General features: G+C 36.3%; 20 protein-coding genes. 10 read left to right on the top strand and 10 right to left on the bottom strand.

Annotated features, from left to right (window positions below; translation table 11 throughout):
• Positions 1–32 precede the first annotated feature (32 nt).
• From MXE27_RS08415 to MXE27_RS08375, 9 genes are all read left to right on the top strand, one after another.
• The gene (locus MXE27_RS08415) at positions 33–515 is read left to right on the top strand and encodes a 4Fe-4S dicluster domain-containing protein (RefSeq protein WP_248611980.1); all 483 of its coding nucleotides are present in this window, start codon (positions 33–35) and stop codon (positions 513–515) included.
• A complete protein-coding gene (gene fwdF / locus MXE27_RS08410; RefSeq protein ID WP_248611979.1) occupies positions 484–1,524 on the top strand; it encodes a tungsten-dependent formylmethanofuran dehydrogenase subunit FwdF in 1,041 nt (346 codons plus the stop codon). The genes MXE27_RS08415 and fwdF (MXE27_RS08410) overlap by 32 nt, the downstream gene beginning before the upstream one ends.
• Positions 1,525–1,542: 18 nt before the next feature.
• The gene (locus MXE27_RS08405; protein WP_248611978.1) at positions 1,543–1,773 is read left to right on the top strand and encodes a 4Fe-4S binding protein; all 231 of its coding nucleotides are present in this window, start codon (positions 1,543–1,545) and stop codon (positions 1,771–1,773) included.
• A 10-nt stretch (positions 1,774–1,783) separates the two neighbouring features.
• The gene (locus MXE27_RS08400; protein ID WP_248611977.1) at positions 1,784–2,320 is read left to right on the top strand and encodes a molybdopterin dinucleotide binding domain-containing protein; all 537 of its coding nucleotides are present in this window, start codon (positions 1,784–1,786) and stop codon (positions 2,318–2,320) included.
• Positions 2,321–2,335: 15 nt separating this feature from the next.
• Positions 2,336–3,685, top strand: a complete 1,350-nt coding sequence (locus MXE27_RS08395) for a formylmethanofuran dehydrogenase subunit B (RefSeq protein ID WP_248611976.1) — start codon at positions 2,336–2,338, stop codon at positions 3,683–3,685.
• A 9-nt stretch (positions 3,686–3,694) separates the two neighbouring features.
• Positions 3,695–5,404 carry a formylmethanofuran dehydrogenase subunit A gene (locus MXE27_RS08390; protein ID WP_248611975.1) on the top strand — a complete coding sequence of 570 codons (1,710 nt, stop codon included), beginning with the start codon at positions 3,695–3,697 and terminating at the stop codon, positions 5,402–5,404.
• 2 nt (positions 5,405–5,406) lie between these two features.
• Positions 5,407–6,225 (top strand): formylmethanofuran dehydrogenase subunit C, encoded by an 819-nt coding sequence (locus MXE27_RS08385; protein WP_342765999.1) that lies wholly within the window; start codon positions 5,407–5,409, stop codon positions 6,223–6,225.
• A gap of 97 nt (positions 6,226–6,322) precedes the next feature.
• Entirely contained in the window at positions 6,323–6,616 is a 294-nt protein-coding gene (locus MXE27_RS08380; RefSeq protein ID WP_248611973.1) for a DUF2097 domain-containing protein, read from the top strand.
• A gap of 108 nt (positions 6,617–6,724) precedes the next feature.
• The gene (locus tag MXE27_RS08375) at positions 6,725–7,045 is read left to right on the top strand and encodes a DUF2097 domain-containing protein (protein WP_248611972.1); all 321 of its coding nucleotides are present in this window, start codon (positions 6,725–6,727) and stop codon (positions 7,043–7,045) included.
• A gap of 18 nt (positions 7,046–7,063) precedes the next feature.
• Here the strand turns inward: MXE27_RS08375 and MXE27_RS08370 are convergent, their stop codons facing one another.
• From MXE27_RS08370 to MXE27_RS08350, 5 genes are all read right to left on the bottom strand, one after another.
• The gene (locus MXE27_RS08370) at positions 7,064–8,182 is read right to left on the bottom strand and encodes an ATP-binding cassette domain-containing protein (protein ID WP_248611971.1); all 1,119 of its coding nucleotides are present in this window, start codon (positions 8,180–8,182) and stop codon (positions 7,064–7,066) included.
• 22 nt (positions 8,183–8,204) lie between these two features.
• Entirely contained in the window at positions 8,205–8,987 is a 783-nt protein-coding gene (locus MXE27_RS08365; protein ID WP_248611970.1) for an ABC transporter permease, read from the bottom strand.
• A gap of 89 nt (positions 8,988–9,076) precedes the next feature.
• Complete coding sequence (modA, locus tag MXE27_RS08360) at positions 9,077–9,877, bottom strand: molybdate ABC transporter substrate-binding protein (RefSeq protein WP_248611969.1); 801 nt, start codon at positions 9,875–9,877, stop codon at positions 9,077–9,079.
• 169 nt (positions 9,878–10,046) lie between these two features.
• Positions 10,047–11,039 (bottom strand): tungsten-dependent formylmethanofuran dehydrogenase subunit FwdF, encoded by a 993-nt coding sequence (gene fwdF / locus MXE27_RS08355; protein ID WP_248611968.1) that lies wholly within the window; start codon positions 11,037–11,039, stop codon positions 10,047–10,049.
• Between the two features lie 4 nt (positions 11,040–11,043).
• Entirely contained in the window at positions 11,044–11,235 is a 192-nt protein-coding gene (locus MXE27_RS08350; RefSeq protein WP_248611967.1) for a 4Fe-4S binding protein, read from the bottom strand.
• Positions 11,236–11,429: 194 nt separating this feature from the next.
• On the opposite strand from MXE27_RS08350, the gene MXE27_RS08345 reads away from it, so the two are divergent.
• Positions 11,430–11,639 carry a TOBE domain-containing protein gene (locus tag MXE27_RS08345; protein ID WP_248611966.1) on the top strand — a complete coding sequence of 70 codons (210 nt, stop codon included), beginning with the start codon at positions 11,430–11,432 and terminating at the stop codon, positions 11,637–11,639.
• Positions 11,640–11,673: 34 nt separating this feature from the next.
• Here the strand turns inward: MXE27_RS08345 and MXE27_RS08340 are convergent, their stop codons facing one another.
• From MXE27_RS08340 to nifE, 5 genes are read right to left on the bottom strand one after another with little or no spacing between them, the layout of a single operon-like run.
• Positions 11,674–13,614: a molybdopterin-dependent oxidoreductase gene (locus MXE27_RS08340; RefSeq protein WP_248612016.1), complete on the bottom strand. Its 1,941-nt coding sequence runs from the start codon at positions 13,612–13,614 to the stop codon at positions 11,674–11,676.
• A gap of 60 nt (positions 13,615–13,674) precedes the next feature.
• On the bottom strand, positions 13,675–13,917 hold the full coding sequence (locus tag MXE27_RS08335) for a 4Fe-4S ferredoxin (RefSeq protein WP_248611965.1): 243 nt from the start codon (positions 13,915–13,917) through the stop codon (positions 13,675–13,677).
• A 17-nt stretch (positions 13,918–13,934) separates the two neighbouring features.
• Positions 13,935–14,255 carry a NifB/NifX family molybdenum-iron cluster-binding protein gene (locus MXE27_RS08330; protein ID WP_248611964.1) on the bottom strand — a complete coding sequence of 107 codons (321 nt, stop codon included), beginning with the start codon at positions 14,253–14,255 and terminating at the stop codon, positions 13,935–13,937.
• On the bottom strand, positions 14,256–15,677 hold the full coding sequence (gene nifN, locus MXE27_RS08325; protein WP_248611963.1) for a nitrogenase iron-molybdenum cofactor biosynthesis protein NifN: 1,422 nt from the start codon (positions 15,675–15,677) through the stop codon (positions 14,256–14,258).
• A 1-nt stretch (position 15,678) separates the two neighbouring features.
• The gene (gene nifE / locus MXE27_RS08320) at positions 15,679–17,037 is read right to left on the bottom strand and encodes a nitrogenase iron-molybdenum cofactor biosynthesis protein NifE (RefSeq protein WP_248611962.1); all 1,359 of its coding nucleotides are present in this window, start codon (positions 17,035–17,037) and stop codon (positions 15,679–15,681) included.
• Positions 17,038–17,216 lie beyond the last annotated feature (179 nt).

Genomic DNA, 17,216 nt, shown 5'->3' with positions numbered 1-17,216 from the left:
ATGTAAGTGTAATTAATACACATGGTGAAGCAATGCCCAAACATATCGTTTCTGGATTAAAGTACTTGACTGCTGTTGAGTTAAGAAAAAGAGGATTATGTCAGCGAGAAATCGCACAAGAGCTTGAAATGGATAGGTCTACTGTTTCTCACTATTTGAACGGTAGGAACTTATCCTGGAACTCTATAGAGATAGCTCAAGTAATAACTGAACTATGTCCACGAGATTTTCTACTTTTAACTAATTCCTTGGTCAAAGACACTGAAAAAACCAGAACTATTGTTAATATATGTCAGACTACTCATTATCAAGCAGTAGTCAAAGAGACATGTATAGGGTGTGGAATGTGTGTAGATTTGTGTTTGATGAAAGCCGTAATTTTGGATGATCTGAAGGCACAAATAGACTCCAATTGGTGCTGTGGATGCCTAATATGTATGGAAAGGTGCCCCACTAAGTCTATAGAAATTTTGGAGGTAAATAATGATCGCAAACACGAAAGAAGTCCTGGATAAAGACTTTGATATAAAAAGATCTGCTGAAGAGGAGAGAAAACTGTCTTTCAAAGACCACATTTGTATTGGATGTGGGATCTGTGAACAGGCCTGTCCTGTAGAAGCTATTGAACTGGGCGATATTGGTGCCATTGTGCGAACCGATGCAGAATTACCAAAAATATGCGTTGATGAAGATAAGTGTGTTTTATGTGGTATGTGTAGTATTGGTTGCCCTGTAGATGCTTTGGAATTTACTATTGATGGAACTTCCATTAAAGAAATGGATGTATACCCACATTATATTTCCTCTGCTGAAATCGACGATGACACGTGTATATACTGTCAAGCATGTGAAGTGGCATGTCCTCGTGAAGCCATAACTGTGGCCAGAGAATTACCTGAGCGAGCAAAACTTGTATCTGGTGAAATAGAAATTGACAAAGATACATGTGTATATTGTGGTATATGTGAAGAAATGTGTCCGGCGGAAGCAATAGCTGTGAATAGGGACCCAGAAAACCATGACATTGTTGTAGACAAAGATGCATGTGTTTACTGTCTGATTTGTAAAAAAGCATGTCCTACTAATGCCATAATGGCTGCATGTAGATCTTGTTCCTATGGGGAATATGATATTGATCCTGCAGATGCTGTTACCACTGGTAGTGCATTCATTGATGATGAATTATGTGTAAGATGTGGATGGTGTGAAGAAGTTTGTCCAGTAGATGCTGCAAAAGTCAAGAAAGCTTTCAAAGGAGAGCTCGCAATTGACGAGGATAAATGTACAACTTGCGGAGCATGTGTGGATATTTGTCCATGTGATGTCCTATCCTTCCCTACTGATTCTGCACCGGGGGAGCGAACGGGTAAAGTAGCTAAAGATGAAGAGTTCTGTATTTACTGTGGTGCCTGTGGTAATGTATGCCCAGTTGATGCTATAGAAGTTAAGAGAACTGATATAGACTACACTCCAACTAAATCCAAATCATGGAAAAGCAAGATTGAATCACTAAAGACATTATAAATTAGTTTGGTGATATTGATGGAATTAAAAGTAAACCAAGATAACTGTCTAGGATGCGGCGTATGCGTTGTAGCATGCCCAGTAAATGTATCCATTAGCCCTGAAGTAGAAGGTGGGCACGGACCTAAGACTGAAGAAGTAATCATGATGGTTGAAAACGGAGTAATTAAACTTTTCAGCGATGATAAATGTACCAAATGTGGTACCTGTCAAGTATTCTGTCCTACAGATGCTATATGGCTGGAATGAGGTGTTAAATATGACTTATGTTGATAAACCTGCCGTTCCTCGTGTTGTAAAATTCGATGAACCTACTGCAACTAAAAGAGATAAGTTAGATGTGATGCTGAACACCGGTTCTGACATCTACCAAGGAGCCTGTAAGAAAAGAGGATCCACCCTAAAGGATGAATACCGGAAAGTATCTGGTGTAGCTTACATGGATCCTAAAGACATGGCTAAGTTAGGAGTAAACAACTGGGACAGTGTCTTAGTAACTTCTGACTGGGGAGAAGTTGTAGTATCTGCTGTTCACTCTAGAGATGCTCCTCATGAAGGAACCATTTTCATACCAAAAGGTCCATGGGCCAATGTAGTGGTTAGTGCCGATACTTACTGTTGCTGTGACCCTACATACAAAGGAATCATGTGTACAGTTGAAAGATCTGATAAAGAAGTTTTATTAATGGCTGATTTAATGAGATCAGTCTATAAAAAGTATGTAGATGATGATGATGATGAAGGCATTGAAAAGCTGGAATCATTAGGTGAAATGCCAGTCTACAAAAAACTTTAATTAGGAGGAATTAAAGTGGCATACGAAGAGCCCATAACAGACTACGATCACATCGTAGAAAACTGTACTTGCGCATTTTGCGGATGTAACTGTGACGATTTAGAATTCTTAGTTAAAGATAATCACATTGTCGGAGTAAGACACGCCTGTAGATTAGGTGCTAGTAAAGTCATGGAAGACATGGATCAAAGATTAATGGTCCCTATGATAAGAGGCGAAGATGGTGAATTGGAAGAAGTTGACTGGGATACTGCATTAAATAAAGCTGCAGAATTAATTGCTGGAGCTGTAAGGCCAGTATTTTATGGATGGTCCGAGACATCCATTGAAACCATGAAAGAAGGTATTGCACTCGGTGAGGAAGTGGGCGCAGTATTGGATAATCAAGCAACCATCTGCCACGGCCCTTCCCTACAAGCTGTACAAAATGCAGGATACCCTGTATTGACATTAGGGGAAGCTAAAAACCGAGCAGACATGATTGTGTATACTGGTAGTAACGCTATGAACTCTCATCCTCGACATATGGCTCGATACTCCACATTCCCTCGAGGATACTTCCGACAAAGAGGAAGATTCGACAGAACCGTGGTTACTATGGATCCTAAATATTCAGATACTGCAAAAATGTCTGATATTTGGGTAGGATTCGAACAAAATGGTGATTACGAATTTTATAACGCTATTCGAGCTGTACTAAAAGGAAAAGAACTTAAACAAGATGTTATTTCGGGTATTCCTAAAGAAGATGTTTATGAATTAGTGGAAGCAATGAAAAACACCCAGTTTGGTGTTGTTTTCTTCGGTCTTGGATTGACTCATACTTTATCCAAACAAAGAAACATTGATATTGCAATTAACATGGTGCAGGACCTGAACAAGTTTACCAAATGGGTACTAATGCCTATGAGGGGCCACTTCAATGTAAATGGATTCAACATCTTCATGTCCTATGAAATGGGATTCCCATTCGGTGTGGACTTTGCACGAGGATACCCACGATACATGATGGGAGAAACTAACACCATTGATCTCTTAACCAGAAAAGAATGTGATGTATTTATGGTTATTGCTGCAGACCCTGGTGCCCACTTCCCAAGTGGAGCTAATAAACACTTGGCGGAAATTCCGGTTATTCAAATCGATATTCACTGGGGACCATCTACTGAAATAGCTGACGTAGTACTCCCTGGCTCATTTGTAGGTGTAGAAGTTGGCGGTACTAGTTACCGTATGGATGGTGTTCCAATATTCATGAAGAAGGCTATCGATAAACCTGAAACCTGCCGAGATGATGAGTGGATTGTCAGAGAACTCAAAGAAAGAGTAGCGAAAATCAAGCAGGCACAAGTGGCCAGTAAATAAGGTGATCTCATGGAATACATACTTAAAAACGGTATTGTTTACGACCCTGCCAACAATATAAATGGCGAAAAGAAGGACGTAATGTTCAAGGATGGAAAAATCGTGGACAACGTCTCTTCTGATGCAAAAGTCTTAGACGTAACTGATAAAATTGTAATGCCTGCTGGTGTTGATCCTCACGCACACGTTGCTGGACCAAAACTGGTTGTAGGCAGATTATACAGACCTGAAGACTCCCGAAAAGGAGTAACTGCAAAAACTAATGTAGTTAGATCCGAAACAGGATTCTCCATACCGAACTGTGCAGCTACTGGATATAGATACTCTCGATTAGGGTACGGCACTGTCTGTGAAGCAGCAATGCCTCCACTAGAAGCAAAGCACACCCACGAAGAAATCTTAGCCATTCCTAACATCGACATCCCACCATTACCTCTATTTGGTAACAACTGGTTTGTATTGCAATTAGCTAAAGATGGTCGAATTGATGAACTGGCTGCATTCATTTCATTATGGTTAAAAATATCCAAAGGATACGGTGTAAAAATAGTAAACCCTTGTGGAAGTGAAGCATGGGGATGGGGTATGAATGTGCATGGATACGATGACTCTGCACCGCACTGGGACGTAACTTCTAGAGAGGTAGTAATGGCATTAGCTAAAGCTAATGAGCAATTAGGACTACCTCACTCTATACACATACACCCAAACGATCTGGGACACCCCGGAAACTTCCCAACCACAATTGAAACTTTGGATTCAGTTAAAGACATCCAGAAAAATAACCCTATCCGGGACCAAGTAATGCACTGTACTCATATCCAGTTCCATTCTTATGGTGGTACCAGTTGGAGAGACGCAGAATCTGGTGCAGAAGATGTAGCTAAATATATCAACCAGAACAAGCACGTTACTTGTGACGTAGGTCAAGTAACCTTAGACGAGACTACTACCATGACTGCTGACGCACCAATGGAATATGATCTCTTTAAACTCTCTGGATTAAAATGGGCTAACAAAGACATTGAATGTGAAACTGCAGCGGGAATTATTCCAGTTATTTACTCTGGTAAAAGCCCAGTCAACTCATTGCAATGGGCTATTGGTCTTGAATTATTCCTCATGATTGACAACCCATGGCAAGTAGCTTTAACCACAGACCATCCAAACGCAGGCCCATTTATCAGATATCCTCGAATCATCTCATGGTTGATGAGCAATGAACGCCGAATGGAAATGATTGAAAATAAAGAAGTGCACAATTGGGTAGAACGAAGAACTGCTCTAGCCACTATTGATCGGGAATATGACTGGAATGACATAGCTGTAATTTCTCGTGCTGGACCTGCAAGGATTCACGGATTCGAAGACAGAGGAGCTTTAACTGCAGGAATGAACGCGGATATAGCGGTTTATGACATTAATCCAAACGATTTCGACCCATCCAAGAACGCCGCTGGTGTGGAAAAAGCATTCGGAAATGCTCTTTACACCATTAAAGATGGGCAGGTTATGGTTAAAGATGGAGAAGTTGTAAGTGTAAAACCAAGTGGGACCATCTGGACCAATGTGGTTGGTTACGAAGACAAAGAACAGAAGATACTTGATGAAATAATGCCATTCTTCAATAAGTATTACACTGTTAAGTTCGAAAACTACAAAGTACACGACCATTACTTACACAACCCAATTGAAGTAAAGGTCCAAGCAGGTAAATAGGGGTGTTAAGTGTGAAGACAATAACTTTTAACCAAAAGCAAGCTTCAACCATAGCACTGGAAATGGAAGAAGTAATCCCTGATGAAATTTACACCTGGGAAAAAGCAGATTTCGAAAAATACGAAGTTCCTATTGGAAACTCCCGATTCCCGCTAACCGATTACTTTGACATAGAAGTAGAAGGTGATGCTGAATCTCCTGATGAAGTAAAAATGATCTTCAACGGAGACCTAGGACGTTTAAAATACATCGGTTGTAAAATGAGTGGAGGAGAAATCATTGCCAATGGTAATGTAGACCTTCACTGTGGCGCTGAAATGAGTGGGGGATATATCCTAGTAAATGGAGATGCTCAAGCTCATGCTGGGCGTGAAATGACTGGTGGATTTTTAGAAATCAAAGGAAATACCAAAGAATTCTGTGGGGCTTCTTACATTGGTGATTGGAGAGGAATGACTGGTGGAAAAATATTAGTCCATGGAAACGGTGGAAAACAATTAGGTGAATGTTTAACTGGTGGGGAAATCCATGTCAAAGGCAACTGTGATATTCTCGCTGGTATTCATATGACCAAAGGTTTAATCCAAATTGACGGTGACGTCAATCGATGGCCTGGAGGACAAATGAAAAACGGTAACATAGTCATCAATGGAAGACTAGGGAAATTACTGGAAGGATTTGTCCAGGATGGAATCGTAAAAGATCCAGAAATTGATGGCAAGGTCTTCAGTGGTAAATACATTAAATACACTGGTGATATAGCCCTCAATGGGAAAGGTGGATTATACTTATACGCTGAGAAAAACAGAGATAAACTCTGATTTTTCTTATTTTTAATTCCACCTTTATTTTTTTATTTTTTAAGGACATTTATTACAAAAAATAAATAATTAATTTTTATTTCAAAATAGTGATATCATGGAAGAAGAAATAACCTTAAGTTTCGATGAAACTGTGAATTATGTAAAAAATAATGTAAAACATTACGATGTTTTAGAAATATCTTACAATCGTGTGTTTGCCCCAGGTGAAGTTTTAGGGATAGATACAGGGTGTGGGGAATTAGATGAATGTTTAATTATAAAAATGCAACTCAATGGAGAAACACTTAATCAAGTGGTGGATATTGATCTTCATGAAATCAAAGGTGATTTATTGGAAATGCGCCATGTAAATGAAGAAAAAACTACTATCATTGTAGTCGATGATTAACTTTTTATTTTCCATTTCTCCTTTTAATCCTCAAGTTTATAACAACATTTATTAATTCTCTGGGATAGAGTTAATGCTATTAAAATTTATATTCATAGGAGGGATTTTATGGAGGAAGAAGTAATTAAAGTGGACTGTGATGAGGCCATTGGATATGTTAAAGAAAATGTAAATGTCTTTGACGAAGTTGAACTTTCATACAATAGAATTTTCACTGCGGGTGAAGTATTAAATGTTGATACTTCTAAATATTATGGGGAACATGGTGTTAAAATCATGGTTAGTATTCAAGGGGATACAGTTAGTTCGTCTGTTGAAATTGATCTAGTTGAACTAAAAGATGACCTTATTGAGATACGTCACATCCCTAAAAATTCTGATAAATCTGTGCTACTTTTAATTGAGCGATGTGAAATGGATGAAGAGTAAATCTTTTATAAAATTTCCTTAAATATCAAAAGCATTAAAAGAATCACATGAATCTATTATTTTAACATTTACAGATTTAAAACTAAGATAAATTTCTTTATCTTTTTTTATATTCAATATTTCTAATGAGCTAGGTGTTAGAATTCCTTTAAATATAATTCCGCATACATCCACTTCAATCCATGCTGTAGGACCTATCTCCATTATTTCTTTAACTATTCCTTTTATTTGATTTCTAATTGATGATTGAAATGTTTCATTGGAGAAAATAATATTTTCTGGCCTTATGGCTACTAAAATTTTATAATGGGTTTTTGAATCTTTGTAATCATGCAAATGTTCTTCATCAGCACTGTAAACTAATAAATCCGAATTTAATTTAATTGTAATTGATGAATGTTTTCTCTCAACTATTTGACCTTCAAATATATTGTGTACTCCTACAAAATGGGCCACAAAATTATGGGTTGGTTTTGAAAATACCTCCTTTACTCTACCCTGTTGTAGAATAATGCCGTCTTTCATCACTGCTACTCGCTCTGCTAAATTCCAGACATCATTAAAGTTATGGGTTACATGGATACACGTGGTTTTATACTTCTTAACTACGCGTTTAATTAAAGTTGTCAGGGATGATTGGGTCCTAACATCCAATGCAGAGAATGGTTCGTCCATGAGTAAAATTGAGGGTTCAACAACAAGTGCTCGAGCAAGTGCAGTTCTTTGAGATTCGCCCCCACTCAGGGTTTTAGGATTTCGATGAAGTAAATGATCAATTTTTAATGTTTTTGCAATAGATAACACTTTTTCTTTGACTAAATCAGGATCTTTGATATTTTTTTTAAGCCCGTATGCTATGTTTTCTTCTACATTCATATGCGGGAATAATATATGATCTTGGTAGACAATACTTATCCCTCTTTTTTCAGGATTAATATCAGTTATATCTTTTCCATCTAGTATTACTTGCCCTTTTAGAGGGTTGTAAAAACCAGCTATTGTTTCAAGTAAGACAGATTTTCCAGATCCAGTAGGGCCAATAAGCACGAAATAATCCTCTTTTTCAAGAGATAAATTGGCTTCTTTTAAATGGAATTCTCCTAAGTCCACACTTAAATCATTTACTTCTAAAAACATTTCATCACGTGATTATTATATTTTATATTTGATTTTCCTGTGCATATTTCTCCATAACAATAATGGCAATAAATGATATTATTACCAATAAGATCCCTGCAGTAATGGCCATGTCAACATCGCCGGTGGATAGATTCAGATAAAGTGCTATAGAAAGAGTTTCGGTTTTCATAAATATTCCTCCCCCTACAAACAATACTGATGCGAATGTACCAATGCAACGTGCTAATGATATAATTCCTGCAGCGAAAATACCATTTTTAGATAGGGGTAAAGTAACATTACCAAATGTTTCAAGTTCACTATATCCTAGGCTGCGTGATACGAACTCGTATCGTGGATTAACAAAACTAAATGTGGAGTAAAGCACTCTTACAGCATAAGGCAATGCTACAAAAAATTGCGCAACAACAACGCCTATTGGAGTAAATACTATGGATATGCCTAGTGCTTCAAAATAATCCCCTAACATATTACTCCCTAATAACATTAAAAGTGCAATGCCTATTACAATTTCTGGAAATGCAATAGGTAAGTCTAAAATACTTTTTACAAATGTTTTAAGTGGAAATTCATATCTACTAAGGGTATAAGCCATGGGGATGGCAAATATCATTACAAAAAATGCGGATATAATTGAAGTAACAAGCGTTAGTTTCAATGCATAAATCATTTCTGGAGAGAATAATGCTTGAAAAAAACCTTGGGGTGTGGGTATTAAAAATAAACTACCTATAGTAATGAAAAACAGGAATGTAAAAAAAAATGTAATGGAAATGAAAGTCAATTCAAGCTTGGACCGCATAGTATCACTGAATAATTTTGAAGCGTTATGTATCTGAAATCAGTAAGCTTGTATTTCACTCTTTCACATAATAAACTTTGGGTGCCCATTTAACTAATTGGCTCAAAACCCCATTTTTTCCATATGGCTTGCCCTTCAGGAGAAACCACGAATTCTTCAAATTTCTGAGCCAATGCCTTATTCTCAGTGAATGTGGTCACTGCTATAGGTACTGTACTAACTTTATTCTGACTTTCAGAGATATTTACTATCTCAATTTTACCTTTACTTTCTTCCCAAGTAGCCATATCTTCCCAAATTATAACAGCATCCACTTGTCCAGAAATCAGGTAGGTTAATAACTGGTTTACGGTAGTGGTTTTAACTACTACATTAGATTCTACAGTGCTGGTTAAGTTACTGGCATTGAGGATTTTTGCAGTTGTTTTACCAATAGCTGGTCCTTTTGCATCACCAATTCCTACTTTAATTCCAGAATTTGCTAAATCGTCTAATGAATTAATGTTTTTTGGGTTACCTTTAGCCACGGCAATGACTGGAATGTTTTTAGTTATATTTTGCACGGTATCATTTTCTATAAATTCACTGTTCATTGCGTCCTGCATATACTTGTAGTCCGCGGGCATAAACACATCTCCACTTTTGGTGGTTTGTAATGTTCCAAATAATTCTCCACTTCCTCCATACTTCATAATTACTTTGGAGTCTGGATATTTTTTATTAAATGCTGTTACTAATTCATTTCCTACTTTTGTAAATCCGGCTCCAGCTAAAACAGTTATTTCTCCACTAGTCGAAGAATTAGTGTTAAAAACACCACTAGTCACAGCTAAAACAGCTATTAATATTAAAGCCACAATTCCTATAATCGCTATATTCTTTGTTTCCAAAGTCTCACCTCATTCTAAGTTCTTTTCAATCATTTATCGACATGACTATATAAACATAACTTCTATTAATTTGCTAAAATAAGTAATTAAAAATGGTGAAAATTATCGATGTACAAAAATGATGAATTGGTAAGTTAAAAAAAGAATATTATTCAGAAAAAAAGTCCGGTTAATTTAATATTTTTCCCAACTGTTTTTTCCATGATCTAGATTTTAAATTTTCCAATTTCATGTTTTTTCGCGTGATATGAATTGTATTTTGAGGACATGTTTGAGTACAAGCTCCACAAAGAACACAGACTTTTGGGTTTATTTCAATCTTCCCATCAACTAATTTAATTGCATTACAGGGGCAGACATCCTGACATGCGTGGCATGTTTCACCTTTACAGTCTTCAGATTCTTCTTTAACTATCTCTCCTTCAAATGGTTTGCTCACATTAATGGCATCAACTGGACAAACTTCTTGACACCAACCGCAACTCACACAATTATTGAAATTTAAAACCGTAGTTCCAGTGGTCTGGTAATCTTCAGGATTTAGATCTACATCTCCATAAGAACAAAGCCTACAAACTGTTTTTATGGCATCTACAGGACAAGCTCTCTTACATACCAGACAATAAACACATTTGTCTAGGTTAACTTCAATACTTTCCTTCCTATGATCTCCTGTTTGGAGGGTGATGGCTTCTGCAGGACATAGTTCGCTACATATTCCACAGTGGATACATTCATTTTCATCTATTTCTATTTCTCCACTTACCAGTTTCTTCCGCTCTGGAAGTTCACGACTTACTGTGATTGCATCTTGAGGACAGATATTTTGACAAGCTTGACAATAGATACAATTCTCTTCATTTATTATGGTATCATGGGACCAGTAAGGATATTCTTTGATTTTGGAAGTACTTTCACCTCCAATCTTAAAATCCAAGGCTCCAAATGGACAAGATGATGCACATATTCCGCATAAAGCACACTTATCGGAATCAATATTAATATTGTCCATCTCTATTAATCCACGTGCTATGGGTAATACAGGCCCTAAATTAATTGCATGGGTGGGACATACATCTCTACATATTCCGCAGCCTACGCATTGATTGTTATCATGTTTCAGTTGACGATTTTGATCACCATTTCTTTTGATGTTTATCATTTTATCAGGCCTTGGTTATTGCTTTGTTAGGACAGCTAGTGATACATAAATCGCAGTTATCACATTTTTCATCTATTAAAACTAGCTCTCCATTTTCTTCGATTAATGCTCCTTTTTCGCATATTTTGATGCAGAGTCCTGCACCAGGACAGTTTTTGATTTTTCCACATTTTTCATTGTCAATAATCACTGGCATATTACCACCATAACGATATGAGTATGTTTACATATCGAGTCAAGCTCATTAATAAAGTTTTTCATAATTTTTCAAAATCAATCCTAAATGTATGAGATTTATAAAAACGAGGAAAATAATGACTAAAACATCTAATTTATAACGAATTAAAAAATATTTAAGATTTGTTGAACAATATTAATAATAGTGATAAAATGAAGATTAGTGCCCGAAATATAATAAAAGGAAAAGTAGCCAGTGTGGATGAAGGCAAAGTAGTGGCTAATGTGAAAGTTGCAGTTGAAAATCCTGAAATGTTAACTGCAGTAATTACAAAAGAATCAGTGAAAGACTTAGGACTCAAAGAAGGGGAAGAAGTGTTTTTAATTATTAAGTCTACCGAAGTCATGGTAGGGAAAAAATAATTAAATAATTTATTTTTTAACTAATATTTTAAATTTAATCTAAATTCCTTATTCTAACTCTAGTATCATAATAAGGAGTTCCATTTCCAACTTCACTAATCTGGTCATGAGTTAAAACATTCACACATTTATTGTGTTTCAACCAGCCACCTTTATATGTGAGCACATAGTCCTTTCTGACACTTTCATCTGCTTTCACTTCAACTACCATACTTCCCACTGTGGATTCAAGCAAAGATTTTGCCCCATCTGTAATATTTTTATCTTTCAATATTTCTGGATGAACTTTCACTTCTAAAAATCCATCAACTTTATATGATTCCGGAACCACAGATCCTATAAAATCGGGATGCATAGTTGAAAGGAGTTTTAATGGGTATTTTCGCTTAAAATCATCTTGAACTGCAAATTCCCGGATAAATTCAAATTTTCCAGATTTTGTTTTAAATTTACCATCAGCAAATGGTATTTCAGTAGATGCTACCATTTTTTGAGGGGAAGTTTGAATATCATTGAAATTCATGTTTTGATTTAATATAGGTGCTGCTAGTTTTTTTAGCCATTTTTTAGGAGCCCCAGACATTTCATTTCCAAAACCTAATCTTTTGGAAAGTAATTGAAAGATTTCAAATTCTGATTTGACTTCACCTTGAGGAGGTACTACTGGATTTATAGGGGAAACCCAACTATGACCATAACTTCCCATGAGATTTTCTTCCTCTAAAAATGTGGTAGCAGGGAGAAATAAATCTGCCACATCAGAAGTGTCATTTAAGAAATGATCAATCATGATAACGAAATCTGTGCTTTCAAATGCTTTTTTAATTTTTAAAGAGTTAGGATTGAGATTCACTGGATCTGCAGATGCTAAAAATATCAGTTTTATAGGTGGTTCTTCAGTACTTAGAATGGCTTCACCAAGGGTAGGCATGGGTATTTGACGATGATTATTATTTTCTCCACCATCCACATTTTCCAGAGAAAAATCAAAATACTCGTATTCTTCAAAGCCCTGACTTACTCCACCACCGGATATTCCAATATTTCCTGTGATGGCTGCAAGTGCATCCATGAATCTAAGAGGTAGATGACCTTGGATATAACGATGAATTCCCCACCCTGCAATGATACTAGCGGGTTTACATTGAGCATAAGATAAGGCAAGGTCTTTTAATTCAGCTATGCTAACATCAAATTTCTTGCTAAGAAATTCCAGTGAATAATTATCAATAATATCTTTGTAAGACTCAAAATTAGTGGTATGGCTATCTATAAAATCAGAGTCTATAAATCCATGTTCTAATATTATTTTAGCTAAAGCCATGGCTAGATAATGATCTGATCCTGGGGCTGGCTGGATAAAGATATCTGCTAAATTCGCAGTTTTTGTTTCAACCGGGTCGATAACAACTATTTTTGTTCCATTCCGTTTGGCTTTTCTTAAAATTCTCCAGAGGTGCACATCGGTTATTGCAGGATTTCTACCCCATATGATGACCATATCGCTGTTTAAATGATCCAATGGGTCATGGGATATTTTTACTCCAAAATCCATTTCCATGGCGCTATGGCCTATACCTCCGCATACTGTTCCGTAAGTGGCTGTGACTCCACCTAACAAATTAAAAAACCGCTTATTAATGCTTTGGAGAGCAGTACGCGCACCAAAACCTTGATAATAAAGAATAGCGGAACTCCCATATTCTTCAATAACTTCAGAAATTTTAGAAGCAGCTATATCCAGTGCAACATCCCAGCTTATTCTTTTCCATTCTCCATTTTCTTTTAAAAGAGGATGAAGGATTCTTTGGGAATTGTAAAAGATGTCTTCTAAATAATGGGCTGTATTTTTACATAAAAACCCAGCAGTCACATCATGATCTGGATTGCCTTGTAATTTAACGATTTTTCCATTTTCAATATGGGCCAGTATGCTACAACTTCCTGGACAATCCCTGGTGCATGTGGTTATCACAGTTTTCAAAAAAATCGCCTCAGTGATTATATTAAATTATTGAGGGGGAGTTATATTTAATTATCTTGTTATGGATAATGCTGCATTTGGACAGATTTCCATACATTTAAAGCAAAATTTACAGTAATCTGGTGATTTTATACATATTTTGTCAGATTCTACTGTAAAAACATTGGTGGGGCAAATGCAGGCGCAAATCCCACATTTTGAACCCTGACATTTATCCTCATCTAACTGGATATTTACTATTATTTGATCTGACATAATATTTTTCATTAATTGGGGTGTAGATATCTCAGACATTTTTCCCTCCAACATATTTAACTTAACAAATGTTTTGAACATTCTTTAACAGCTTCTTTCACATTACAATCTAATTGCACGGGTTTAATTCCCATTTTTCTAAGTTCTATTGTAGGTTCTTTCCCTATTTTGCTACATATGACTGCTTTACAATCATTTATCAAGTCAATAGATGCCACCCACCGTTCCTGGTGGTTATTTAATGGTATGGGTGTTTTTTCTCTTATTTCATCAAATTCATAGTTTCCATTATTAATTTTATAAATTAAAAACTGATCTGCATCTCCAAAATGTAGATCTATTATTTTTCCATTGGTTGAAGCTACGGCTATTTTCATTTAAATCTCCTCTTCGTAGACGTTTTCATTCGGTTGGGATACTTCTTGAATATATTCAGTAATTGGTTCTTCTTCGATTTCATATCCTGCTTCGTCATAGTAGAAATCCAGTATGGTGTTAGTTATATTGTCGACAAAGCTAAGTCCTCCCCGATACCCTAAAACAGATATTCTTTGAGCTCCTAAACGGTCGAATATAGGGAAACCCACTCGGAATAGTGGTATATTTTCTTCCTGGGCCATACTAGCACCATATGAGTTTCCAATCAGAAGGTCGGTTTTAATAGCTTTTATTTCTTTATGCATATCATAAAGATCTCCACCAGCTAAAATCACTGGTTTAAATTCTTTTTCTTTTGAAATTAATTTTATATCTTCTCTAAATCTCTCACTTTTTGCACCAGTACATAATACAGTCGGTATCATTCCCATTTCTGCTGTAAATCTTGACATTCCAGATACGAAATCAGGATCTCCAAAAATGGCCACTTTTCGGTGGTAGGTGTATGAGTGGGCGTCTACCATGGCATCTATTAATCTACCGCGATCGTTTTCGATAACGTCTGGAATTTCATTTCCTGTTAATTCACAGACTGATTTTATGAATTGGTCTGTGTTTTCTACTCCTATGGGTAATGGTCCAGATATACAGGGAACTTCAAATTTCTTTTCTAAAAATTTCCCTGCTGAATCTACATGTTTGGATAAAGCAATTGTTCCTTTAGAATTACAAGTATCTTGAATTTCTTCGAGGGAAGTTCCACCCTCATATAAATTGAGGGCAGATTCTGATAATGGCGCATCAAGGTTTTCTGATGTATCAGTTAATATGATGAATTCAGAGTTCAACTCGCGCAAAATATTTTTTACTTCTTTAACCTCGGCTGGTGTTAAATGGCCGGTGATAATATTTAATTTTTCATTAGGATGGCCTGGAATGGCTAAATGTTCAACCAGAGCTTTTATTGTGTTATCATATCCCTCAATATGGGTTCCAGCATAACTGGGGGTGGAAATAGAGATAATTTCTGGTAATTTCTGCCCAGTATTGGCTTCTTCAAATTTTCGAATGATTCCAGTCATATCATCACCAATGGTTTCAGTAAGACAACTGGAAGCTACAGCAATGATGTCTGGGGATTGTTTCTCCGTTATATTTTTAAGAGCCTTCATTAAATTGAATTCTCCACCATAAATCACCGTTTTTTCATTCATGGATGTTGAAGCTACTTCAATAGGTTCTCTGAAATGTCGAGTGAGTTGAAACCGCATGTATGTACTGCAGCCTTGAGAACCATGAATGAGGGGCATGGCCTTTTTTAAACCGAGTAGTGCTTGTATGGCACCCATAGGTTGACAAATTTTGGCAGGGTTTACCACAGCAAATTTTTTATCATAATTTGATTCGTGACAGTTTCGCATTTTAATCCTCCCTTAGAGTTTTTTGTGTGAGGTCAAATACTGGACTGGATACTGAAGCATCAACTTCTTTAGCAAAGCTTATAAATCCTTTAAACCCGGCAAATGCAGATATTCTATCATGATTGAAGTCACAGAAAGGAACACCTAACTTCAAAGATATATATTTTTCTTTAGCTCCAGATATGAGCAAATTGGGCCTATATTTTTTCAGTAATCGGGCTAGTTCAGTTGAGTTAGCATCATCAACAATTATGGTTCCATCTCTTACAACTTCTTTGATTCTTTCATAATCTTCTCGGATCCCATTTTTTGTTCCGGACATCATAACGTCCATTCCTAGTTCTTCAAAAGCTCTAACTAATGACCAAGCTTTATTTCCACCTACATAGAGCGCCACAGTTTTTCCATCTAATCGTTTTTTATATTCTTTTATATCATCCTGCACTTCGGCCAACCCACGTTCAATTATTTTTTCAGTACGATCAATCATTTCTTCGTCTCCAAAGAAATCAGCTATATCTCTTAGTGATGCTACGGTTTGTTCTAAACCAAAGAAATTGACTTTAAGGGAGGGTATTCCGTATTTTTTCTCCATTTTTTTAGCCAAGTAATTAGATGATTTCTGGCACTGGACAATATTTAGTTTCACCCTGTGGGATTGAGCTATCTCTTCTACATATGAGTCTCCAGTCATGGTGGCTACGATATTAACTCCTATTTCCTCTAAGAGTGGTTTTATCCCCCATAAATCTCCGGCTACATTGAATTCTCCAACGATGTTTATATCATATGGGGTGGTTTCTTCAGGTTCTTTAGTTCCAATTACATTATCTAATAATGCGTCACATCCTATCCAATGTCCTTTGGTTTTATTATGGTCCTGAAAACCCTCTGATTGCACGGGAATAACTCTACATCCTGTTGATTCTTCTGCCTTTTTACACACTGCTTTAATGTCGTCTCCGATTACTCCAGAAACGCAAGTAGCATATACAAATATTGCTCCGGGGTTATAGAGGTTTTTAAGTTCGACTACAGTTTCAAAGAGTTTTTTTTCACCACCAAATACAATATCTTTTTCCCTTAAATCGGTGGAACACCCTTTTTTGTAGAGATCATCACGAGATGATTTACTTCCTCTTATATCCCATGTACATGATGCACAACCAACAGGGCCATGTACTAAGTGTATGGAATCTGTGATAGGCATTAAAACAATCCTTGCACCACCAAAAACACATGTTCTTTGGGTTACGGTACCAGGAAGGCTTGCTTTATCACAAACGGGAATTGAAAGCCCATCTCCTTTTACGCACATGTGTTTTTTACGAGATTCAAATGTCTCAATAACTGGTTCCATTCTAATACCTCTTAATTTATGAATTCAAGTATTATTTTATTTTATTTTCATTATTCAATGATTTTATAAGATTTAAACGGTTTATTTGGATGTTTAATAAATTAAAAAATAAAAAAAATTTTAAATGTTGCAAATCCAATTTTTGTGGATATGAGTGATACATTTCGAAAGGATTGGGT

Source organism: Methanobacterium alcaliphilum, from assembly GCF_023227715.1.
In the GTDB taxonomy this organism is placed as follows: Archaea; Methanobacteriota; Methanobacteria; order Methanobacteriales; family Methanobacteriaceae; genus Methanobacterium_E; species Methanobacterium_E alcaliphilum.
Note: the sequence above shows the minus strand (reverse complement) of the source record. Positions and strands in the feature narration are given on the sequence as shown.

What these genes read in the sequence shown, in the direction of transcription:
- MXE27_RS08415 (WP_248611980.1), top strand. Translation starts at nt 33, where the DNA reads ATGCCCAAACATATCGTTTCTGGATTAAAGTACTTGACTGCTGTTGAG.
- fwdF (WP_248611979.1), top strand. Translation starts at nt 484, where the DNA reads ATGATCGCAAACACGAAAGAAGTCCTGGATAAAGACTTTGATATAAAA.
- MXE27_RS08375 (WP_248611972.1), top strand. Translation starts at nt 6,725, where the DNA reads ATGGAGGAAGAAGTAATTAAAGTGGACTGTGATGAGGCCATTGGATAT.
- MXE27_RS08330 (WP_248611964.1), bottom strand. Translation starts at nt 14,255, where the DNA reads ATGAAAATAGCCGTAGCTTCAACCAATGGAAAAATAATAGATCTACAT.
- MXE27_RS08335 (WP_248611965.1), bottom strand. Translation starts at nt 13,917, where the DNA reads ATGTCTGAGATATCTACACCCCAATTAATGAAAAATATTATGTCAGAT.
- MXE27_RS08405 (WP_248611978.1), top strand. Translation starts at nt 1,543, where the DNA reads ATGGAATTAAAAGTAAACCAAGATAACTGTCTAGGATGCGGCGTATGC.
- MXE27_RS08350 (WP_248611967.1), bottom strand. Translation starts at nt 11,235, where the DNA reads ATGCCAGTGATTATTGACAATGAAAAATGTGGAAAAATCAAAAACTGT.
- MXE27_RS08365 (WP_248611970.1), bottom strand. Translation starts at nt 8,987, where the DNA reads ATGCGGTCCAAGCTTGAATTGACTTTCATTTCCATTACATTTTTTTTT.
- MXE27_RS08345 (WP_248611966.1), top strand. Translation starts at nt 11,430, where the DNA reads ATGAAGATTAGTGCCCGAAATATAATAAAAGGAAAAGTAGCCAGTGTG.
- nifE (WP_248611962.1), bottom strand. Translation starts at nt 17,037, where the DNA reads ATGGAACCAGTTATTGAGACATTTGAATCTCGTAAAAAACACATGTGC.
- MXE27_RS08370 (WP_248611971.1), bottom strand. Translation starts at nt 8,182, where the DNA reads ATGTTTTTAGAAGTAAATGATTTAAGTGTGGACTTAGGAGAATTCCAT.
- fwdF (WP_248611968.1), bottom strand. Translation starts at nt 11,039, where the DNA reads ATGATAAACATCAAAAGAAATGGTGATCAAAATCGTCAACTGAAACAT.
- MXE27_RS08380 (WP_248611973.1), top strand. Translation starts at nt 6,323, where the DNA reads ATGGAAGAAGAAATAACCTTAAGTTTCGATGAAACTGTGAATTATGTA.
- nifN (WP_248611963.1), bottom strand. Translation starts at nt 15,677, where the DNA reads ATGCGAAACTGTCACGAATCAAATTATGATAAAAAATTTGCTGTGGTA.
- MXE27_RS08390 (WP_248611975.1), top strand. Translation starts at nt 3,695, where the DNA reads ATGGAATACATACTTAAAAACGGTATTGTTTACGACCCTGCCAACAAT.
- MXE27_RS08400 (WP_248611977.1), top strand. Translation starts at nt 1,784, where the DNA reads ATGACTTATGTTGATAAACCTGCCGTTCCTCGTGTTGTAAAATTCGAT.